Source organism: Thetidibacter halocola, assembly GCF_018224955.1.
Lineage (GTDB): Bacteria > Pseudomonadota > Alphaproteobacteria > Rhodobacterales > Rhodobacteraceae > Thetidibacter > Thetidibacter halocola.
Genome location: NZ_JAGTUU010000004.1, coordinates 541145 through 549061 on the forward strand (window position 1 = coordinate 541145; position 7917 = coordinate 549061).

A 7917-nucleotide genomic window follows, 5' to 3' on the forward strand; every position below is an offset into this window, starting at 1 on the left:
CCCGGAGGACGGCGCAGTCCCGTCCTCCGCAGCCACGCCAGTCCGGAGACCGCCATGGCGCGCAAGAGCATCATCATCGCGCATACAGAACTTTCCGTCAGAAAGGCGCTTGCACGTCTGGTCGACGGTTTGCCGGATTTCCACGTGATCGGAACAACGGCGGACCTGGTGCAGACCTTTGCCGAAGTCGAAGACAACCTGCCGAACGCCGTGCTGATTTCCGAAGATCTGGCGCGCACCGAGGAATTCGAGGTCATGCACGCGTTGTTCGCGGCGCTGGATGTCCGCTGGCTTCTCATTCGAAACACGGCTCTAGCAGGGGCCTCCATCCCCCGCGCGAAGGCAAGGGCGCCGGCTGCCGACCTTTTCCTGCTTCCGCCAGACATCGAAGGGTCGGCCCTCGGCGCACAACTGCGCGCCCTCACGCGGCTGGAGCCGGCCCGAGCATCGTCAAAGGGGTCAACGCCCCGCCAGACGGAGGACAGCGGCCCCTATGACCGACTCATCCTGATCGGCGCCAGCACTGGCGGCGTCGATGCGGTTCTGACAGTGCTGCGCAGGTTTCCCCCCGACTGCCCGCCCACGCTCATCGTACAGCATACCGGTAGAGGGTTCGGTGAAAGCCTCGTCCGCCTGCTGGATCAGCAATGCGCGCCCACCGTCTTGCTGGGCGATGACGAGCGCACCCTGCGCCGCGGGCATGTGATCGTGGCGGCGGGCCTTTCGGCGCACATGGCACTCACGGCTGACCGCCCTCTGCGAGTCGAACCGATGCCGGGCGATCCGGTTTCCGGCCACCGCCCTTCGGTCGATGCATTGTTCCGATCCGCGGTCCCGGTGGGGCAGAGGATCGTCGCCGCGCTCCTGACCGGCATGGGGCGCGACGGGGCCGAAGGATTGCGAGCCCTGCGCGCAGTGGGGGCCCGAACCTTTGCACAGGACGAAGCGAGTTCGGTCGTCTACGGAATGCCGCGCGCAGCGGTCGAGATGGGCGCGGTCGAACGCAGCCTGCCCATCGCGGCCATGGGGGTGGCGTTGCTGGACGCTGCGCGATCGGTCGGCAATGACAAACGGGAACTGCGCGCATGATCGCCGAACACGAAAGATTGACGAATGTCATCCAGGGGGATTTCGTGATTTCCGAGGATCCGGCCGAGGTGTTGACCACGGTTCTGGGCTCGTGTGTGGCGGTCTGCCTCTATGACGCCGATCGCGGCGTCGGCGGCATGAACCATTTCCTGCTGCCAAGCGGGGACAACACCGGCGGGGTCAACGTGCGGTACGGAACCCACGCGATGGAACTGCTGATCAACGGGCTTCTAAAACGCGGCGCCAACCGTGACCGATTGCAGGCCAAGGTCTTTGGGGGGGCGCGCATGAACGACAATTTGCGCGATATCGGCCAGTCGAATGCGCAATTCGCCCGCAGCTTCCTGTCAGACGAGGGCGTGCCTATCGCCGCAGAAAGCCTCGGCGGGCATGCTGCGCGCCGCCTGAGGTTCTGGGCAACGACGGGACGGGTCCGGCAACTCGTCGTCGAGAACGCCGAACTGCCCAGTGTCGCCATCGTGCCGCAGGCTCCGAAACCCCAGAAGGACGCCATCACACTGTTCTGACTGGTGTGCTGTATCTGGGACAATGCGCGCAGCTTGCCTCGCACCGACCGCGTGATAAGCCTCCCGCCACAGGAGGCCCCATGCAGCAGATCCAGATACCCGCCACGCGCGATCTCGTCCTGATCGGCGGAGGGCACAGTCACGCACTGGTCCTTCGGCGCTGGATCATGCGGCCGCTGCCGGGCGCGCGCATCACGGTCATCAATCCAGGTCCCACCGCACCCTATTCGGGCATGCTTCCCGGCTTTGTGGCCGGCCATTACGACCGCGAGGCACTCGACATCGACCTGGTCCGGCTGTCACGCCGCGCCGGGGCGCGGCTGATCCTGTCGCCAGCAACGGGACTGGATGTCGAAAGACGCGCGGTTCTGTTCGACGACCGCCCCTCGGTGGCCTTCGACGTCGCATCGATCGATGTCGGCATCACCAGCGACATGCCTGACCTGCCGGGATTTGCGCGGCACGCGATCCCGGCCAAACCGCTTGGCCCCTTCGCCGAAGCCTGGGACAGGTTCCGCGCGGGAGCCGGACCGGCCCGGATCGCCGTCATCGGCGCAGGTGTCGCCGGGGCAGAGCTGGCGATGGCCATGGCGCATGCGATGCGGACCAGAGTGCGCGATGCACAGGTCACGCTGATCGAGCGGGCCGAGGCGTTTTCCGCCCTGCCGCCACATTCGACCCGCGATCTGCGGGCGGCCCTGAAGCAACAAGAGGTCACGCTTCTGGAAGGCGTCGGGATCGAAAGGATCGAGGCAGGCGTCGTCCTGCTCTCGGACGGGCGCCGGATCGAGGCCGATTTCATCACCGGTGCTGCCGGTGCCCGGCCGCATGGCTGGCTGCGCGACTGCGGGTTGCGGATGCAGGACGGGTTCGTTGTGGTCGACACCTTCCTGCGCAGCTCCGTCCCGTCGGTTTTTGCTGTCGGCGATTGCGCGCATTTCGCGCCCGCGCCCCTGCCCAAGGCCGGCGTCTACGCGGTGCGGCAGGCGCCAATTCTTCATGAAAACCTTCGCGCCAGCCTGATCGGCCAGGGCGGGCAGCGGCCCTACCGCCCACAGAAGGATTACCTCAAGTTGATCTCGCTGGGTCGCCAATCGGCGCTTGGCGACCGCTTTGGCCTGTCATTTTCCGGTAGCTGGGTCTGGCGCTGGAAGGACCGCATCGACCGCAGGTTCATGCGGCGGTTCCAAGACCTTCCCGCCATGCCGGCGCCCGTCCTGCCCTGGCCGCGCGCCGCCGGCGTGCGGGCCGCGCTGGGCACCAAGCCGGCCTGCGGCGGCTGCGGCGCCAAGATCGGGGCGCCCGCCTTGCAGCGCGCGCTCGACCCGAACGGAACGGCAGGTCCGGGTGACGATGCAGCGGTTCTGGACACGGGTGGCGCGCGCCAGGTGATCTCGACCGACCACCTGCGCGCCCTGACCGAGGATCCGGTCATCATGGCGCGCATTGCCGCGGTGCATGCGCTGGGCGACATCTGGGCGATGGGCGCGCGGCCTCAGGCGGCGACCGCCTCGATCATCCTGCCGCGCATGGCACCCGCTCTTGCCGAGCGCAGCCTGTCGGAAATCATGCAGACCGCCCGCGCCGTGATGGCACAGGCCGGAGCCGAGATCGTCGGTGGCCACAGTACGCTGGGCGCGGAACTGACCATCGGCTTCACCGTGACAGGCCTGTGCGACGGCGCGCCAATCACCCTGAAGGGCGCGCGTCCGGGCGATTCTCTGGTGTTGACGAAAGCGCTGGGAACCGGCGTAGTCATGGCGGCAGAGATGCAAGGCAAGGCGCGTGGCGGCTGGGTGGCCGCGGCGCTGGACAGCATGACGCGCCCGCAGGGCGACGCTGCCGCGCTGCTGGCCGGCGCCCATGCGATGACCGATGTGACGGGCTTTGGCCTGCTGGGGCACCTGGGCAACATCTGCGCGCAGTCCGGCGTCGGCGCCGAACTGCGCCCGGATGCGATCCCGCTGCTTCCCGGTGCGCTGGACCTGGCGCGGCAGGGCATCCGCTCGACGCTTTACCCGGAAAACCGCGCCGCGCACCCGTTCTGGCCAAAGGACCCCTTGACCGATCTGCTGTTCGATCCTCAGACGGGCGGCGGCCTTCTGGCGGCGGTTCCGGGCCATGCCGACGCCCTGCTGAACCGCCTGCGCGAGACCGGATGCGAGGCCGCCATCATCGGTCGAATCACCGACCGCGCTGGTCAGATCGCGGCGGTCTGAAGTACGTCGGAAATGCGCTCTGCCAGCAGGTCGAGCGCGGCAGGATCGAGGCTGGGCGTCTCGAGCCGGGCAAGGATGCGGGGCGCGACCGCCCGCATCGATTTGTCATAGGCCGGATCGTAATGATCCTCGGCCAGCGACCGGCACAGGGCCAGCCGGTCACCCGCCTCGATCAGCCTGTCCCACTGATCGACCAGGGCGTGACCGCGGTGAAACCGCAGCGGGCGCAGCTTGTCCCGCAGCGCCGGTCCGTCCGACAGGATGTCGTCATAGGCCTCCCCCAGGTAGGCGGCACGGGCCTCGATCGGAGCGGCGACCTCGACCCAGGGCGCGGCCTTCATCGCGTCCCAAAGCGAGGGTGGCAGGTTAAGCGCCCCGATCTTGCTGCTTTCCGCCTCGACGAGGACAGGGCGCGCGGGGTCCAGCGCGCACAGGCTGCGCGCCAGCTCGGTCTCGAATGCCTTCTGGCCGGGCTGACCACCCGGCATCTCGCCCAGCAGAGAGCCGCGATGCCGCGCCAGCCCCTCGAGGTCCAGAACCTGCACGCCGCGCACGGCAAGACGAGGCAACAGGGCGGTCTTGGCCGTGCCGGTGTGCCCGCCCAGCTGGATCAGCCGGAATGGCAGGGGCGTGTCGTAGAGATAGGCTGTCACGAGGCGCCGATAGGTCCTGTAGCCGCCTTCGATCGTGTCCGACCGCCAGCCGATCTCCTTCAGCATCCAGGCGAAGGCGCCCGAGCGCTGCCCGCCCCGCCAGCAATAGACCAGCGGCCGCCATGCGCCGTCGCGGCCCGACAGGTTGCGTTCGATATGGTTCGCGGCATTGCGGAACACCAGCGCCGCACCCAGCTTGCGCGCGTCGAAAGGCGAAACCTGCTTGTAAAGCGTGCCGACCCGCGCGCGCTCTTCGTTGTCGAGAACCGGCAGGTTGATCGCGCCGGGCAGGTGGTCCTCGTCGAATTCGGCCGGGCTGCGGACATCGATGACAGTGTCGAAGCCGGCTGACAGGATCTCGGGAAGGGAGCGGAATGCGATAGGCATGGCGCGCATCTAACCCGCTCCGAGGGCCGGGAAAAGCCCCCGCATCGCCGCCCCGCCGGATGGCCTGATGAAATCGCTCTCAGTCGAGAAAACCCTCTGGACACCGGTTTTCCTCTCGGCTAGACCCGCGCCACCCGAAGGGAAACCTTCACCCGTGCCCGGGTAGCTCAGGGGTAGAGCAGTGGATTGAAAATCCTCGTGTCGGTGGTTCGATTCCGCCCCCGGGCACCACAGATCTCGCTCAAGACATTGTTTTGCATCGGCTTTTGCACCAACGCAGCCGAGGCGTAGTACATGTCGGAGTACAAATCTGCACCCTTCACCTTCCGCAAGGACGGCATCTTTTATTTCATCCGCAGAATCCCTGCCGATCTCAGACGACATTATTCGTCTGACAAGATCTCATACTCCCTCAGAACCAAGTCGAGTTCTGTAGCCACTGCCCGGGCAAACCAGGCCGCCTGCAAGCTGGATGAATACTGGTTTCATCTCAGATCGCAGGATGCAGAACTGCCCGGAAAGCATCTTCTTCGGTTCGGCCTTGGAAGGTCGCCAACATACCCCAAAGCGGATCCTGTCAACGCGGGCATTTCGAAGCTGTCCGAGGCTGTGTTGACGTATCTGCGGCTTGTCAATCGGCACGCAATCTTGACCCCCTATCGGCGTCCAAGAATGACCCCCTTGGAGCGCACGGGTACTAGGGTTCTCACTTGAAGAGATGGAATAGGCGCGTTCTACCATGATCCCGTAAGTTCAGGTTGCTTTTCGTTCTATGTGATCTGTTCAGGGGGCGTCCCCGCCGTGGGGCGGGCCTCCCCGTCACCATACTAATCGGGATAGGGCCAAGGCAAGATGTTGCGTGACCTTCAGCTTTCCGTAATGGTCTGATCTTGTGTAACTATTCACGAGATCTTCCATGTGCCGCGCCGGAAAGACCATCAAGCTTTGCACCTGTGACCTTGACCAGATCGATCCTGCCGCGTCCTGGCGTCTTCTCCGCAGACACGGAGAGCCGAGCTACTTCGTTGGGAGTGCCGTGGAACCGGCAACCCCACCCGTGGATCATCAGTTGATGCTGTCGAAGATCCTGTCGGACCTGAACACGACGGCATGCTTCGACTTTGGCTACCAGCCCGAAGATGGGGATCGCCTGGAAATCCAAATCGGCGAGGACCATTACCGTCTTAGCTTCTCTGCCTGGGGCGATGATCCTGGCGAATGGGTCGATGATGAGGGGAGCTGGGGCGATGCCTCCGATTACAAGACGGCGGCAGAAGGTGGAGTACTGCTATCGTGACTGAGCCATGCCACACGCAGTAGATGGCTGTATTGAGGCCGCCTCGCAGTGACTCTGTGACCGTCTCTGAGGCGCTTGGCTGCGGTCTGGCTAGGGGTCCCTTGCCCGGGGGCCTCAGAAGGCCCTCAGCGACTCTCTCCGTGGCTCTGTGAAGCTCTGAGACGTCGACTCGACCTGCAACAGACCCGTCGAGATCTCTGGGCAATTGGGTACACGGAGCCAACCCATCCAGCCCGACCTGGCATCCGTCACATCCGGAGATCTTCTCAGGATGATTGGTCAGAGCGTGGCATCGGCATCAGGTCGCCCGGTAGGTTGACTTACCCAAACCCCAATCCGTGATCGCCTCATATACGGAAACGCTACCCTTCGGGGGTGGCACTCGCCCCCCTATGCACCTCGCCCATCAGATGGCGCTACAGGGCCACGGAGAGGCCATCTCACCGGCATGCAGTCATGCCTAGCAATCTCGCCAAGTCAGATCAGCACGGCCGTTCTATGAGTCTCTGAGAGGCCCTGCAGCACGTCCCGCATCAGATCCAATCGGTACGCCTACCAGGCCCAAAGATCCGCCTTCTACCGGTGAGCTGATCCGGAACCTAACCGTGCATCATGACTGAGCAGATCCGGACAAATCCATTCGCAGCCCCCACGGCAGCCCGTGCCTCGATACCGTAGCACATTCCGTAGTACAAAATGCGCCTGTTGACGGTGAATCCGTGGTCCTGCTAACCCTGATTTTGCTGACGCAAGCAGTGTCGTAAGTGCCTGTAACGGGAGTAGAACCCCGATCTGCCCTCACGGACGAGGTCACGGACCCCGCCCCCGGGCACCACAAATACCTGATAATAAACAGTAATTTTCGCGCTTTGCGGATGCTATCTGCGCGCTCCATACTTAGACACAGTTAGGCACTCGGGGTAAGTCGCTGATTTGACCGGAAAATCACCGAACGCGAAGAAATAGATCAAGCACCTGCGACGCGGACTCAGCATCTACAAGACAGGTCGGTCGCCGTTCTGGCACGCGCGTCTCTATGATTCCATCAAGAAGCGGTATGTCGTTCGTTCTACCAAAGAGACCAGTACGTTAGAGGCGAGAAAAGTCGCTGACGAACTCCACGCTGACTACAAGTCGAAGCAGAACACGAACCATGCCGCGCAGAAGGATCGGTCCTTCGAGCATTACGCGCATCTGCTGTCCGAGATGACCCGCGTTCAGAAAAAGGGCGCACGCAACTGGTCTACCCCCAACGAGTGGTCCGGGTTGATTGTTAGTGCATCGTCGGTCTCTGGTCTATTGGGACGAAGGTTTCTGGTGCTGGGGGTCGGTAGCCCAGCGAACTGTGCGGTCTGACGGTGTTATAGTGGCGGCGCCAGTTTTCTATGAGGATCTGGGCTTCCCTGAGCGAGTAGAAGATCTCGGCATTCAGCAACTCGTCACGGAACCGGGCATTGAAGCTCTCGCAGTAGCCGTTCTCCCAGGGTGACCCGGGTTCGATGAAGGCGGTCTTGGCGCCGACTGCGCCGATCCAGCCGCGCACCTTCCTGGCGATGAATTCCGCGCCATTGTCGGACGTTATGAACTCGGGCGGCCCCCGCAGGATGAACAGGTCAGTCAGGGCGTCGACCACGTCGGTCGAATTGAGCTTGCGTTCGACACGGATCGCCAGCGCTTCCTTCGTGAACTCGTCGATGATGTCGAGTGTTCGAAACACCCGCCCGTCATGGGTCCGGTCCTGGACG

The 7917-nt window shown here is 64.0% G+C and carries 7 protein-coding genes and 1 tRNA gene; 6 read left to right on the forward strand and 2 right to left on the reverse strand.

The window, feature by feature from the left end; all coding sequences use genetic code 11:
* Window positions 1–54: 54 nt before the first annotated feature.
* The 3 genes from KB874_RS12695 to selD all read left to right on the forward strand — a co-directional run bounded on the left by KB874_RS12695 (window position 55) and on the right by selD (window position 3835).
* Entirely contained in the window at window positions 55–1089 is a 1035-nt protein-coding gene (locus KB874_RS12695) for a CheB methylesterase domain-containing protein (RefSeq protein ID WP_212536909.1), read from the forward strand.
* Window positions 1086–1616: a chemotaxis protein CheD gene (locus KB874_RS12700; RefSeq protein WP_212536910.1), complete on the forward strand. Its 531-nt coding sequence runs from the start codon at window positions 1086–1088 to the stop codon at window positions 1614–1616. The genes KB874_RS12695 and KB874_RS12700 overlap by 4 nt, the downstream gene beginning before the upstream one ends.
* An 80-nt stretch (window positions 1617–1696) precedes the next feature.
* The gene (selD, locus tag KB874_RS12705; protein WP_212536911.1) at window positions 1697–3835 is read left to right on the forward strand and encodes a selenide, water dikinase SelD; all 2139 of its coding nucleotides are present in this window, start codon (window positions 1697–1699) and stop codon (window positions 3833–3835) included.
* Here selD and mnmH read toward each other — a convergent pair.
* Window positions 3817–4875, reverse strand: coding sequence for a tRNA 2-selenouridine(34) synthase MnmH (gene mnmH / locus KB874_RS12710; RefSeq protein WP_212536912.1), 1059 nt, complete (start codon window positions 4873–4875; stop codon window positions 3817–3819). The genes selD and mnmH overlap by 19 nt on opposite strands.
* 156 nt (window positions 4876–5031) lie before the next feature.
* Between mnmH and KB874_RS12715 the strand changes: the two genes are divergently transcribed.
* The 3 genes from KB874_RS12715 to KB874_RS12720 all read left to right on the forward strand — a co-directional run bounded on the left by KB874_RS12715 (window position 5032) and on the right by KB874_RS12720 (window position 6172).
* Window positions 5032–5106: transfer RNA gene (locus KB874_RS12715), tRNA-Phe, on the forward strand.
* A gap of 63 nt (window positions 5107–5169) precedes the next feature.
* Window positions 5170–5589: a DUF6538 domain-containing protein gene (locus KB874_RS23310; RefSeq protein WP_346346544.1), complete on the forward strand. Its 420-nt coding sequence runs from the start codon at window positions 5170–5172 to the stop codon at window positions 5587–5589.
* Window positions 5590–5947: 358 nt separating this feature from the next.
* Entirely contained in the window at window positions 5948–6172 is a 225-nt protein-coding gene (locus tag KB874_RS12720) for a hypothetical protein (protein WP_212536913.1), read from the forward strand.
* A 1273-nt stretch (window positions 6173–7445) separates the two neighbouring features.
* Here the strand turns inward: KB874_RS12720 and KB874_RS12725 are convergent.
* The coding region (locus KB874_RS12725; protein ID WP_212536914.1) for an integrase core domain-containing protein at window positions 7446–7917 on the reverse strand (472 nt) is incomplete at its 5' end.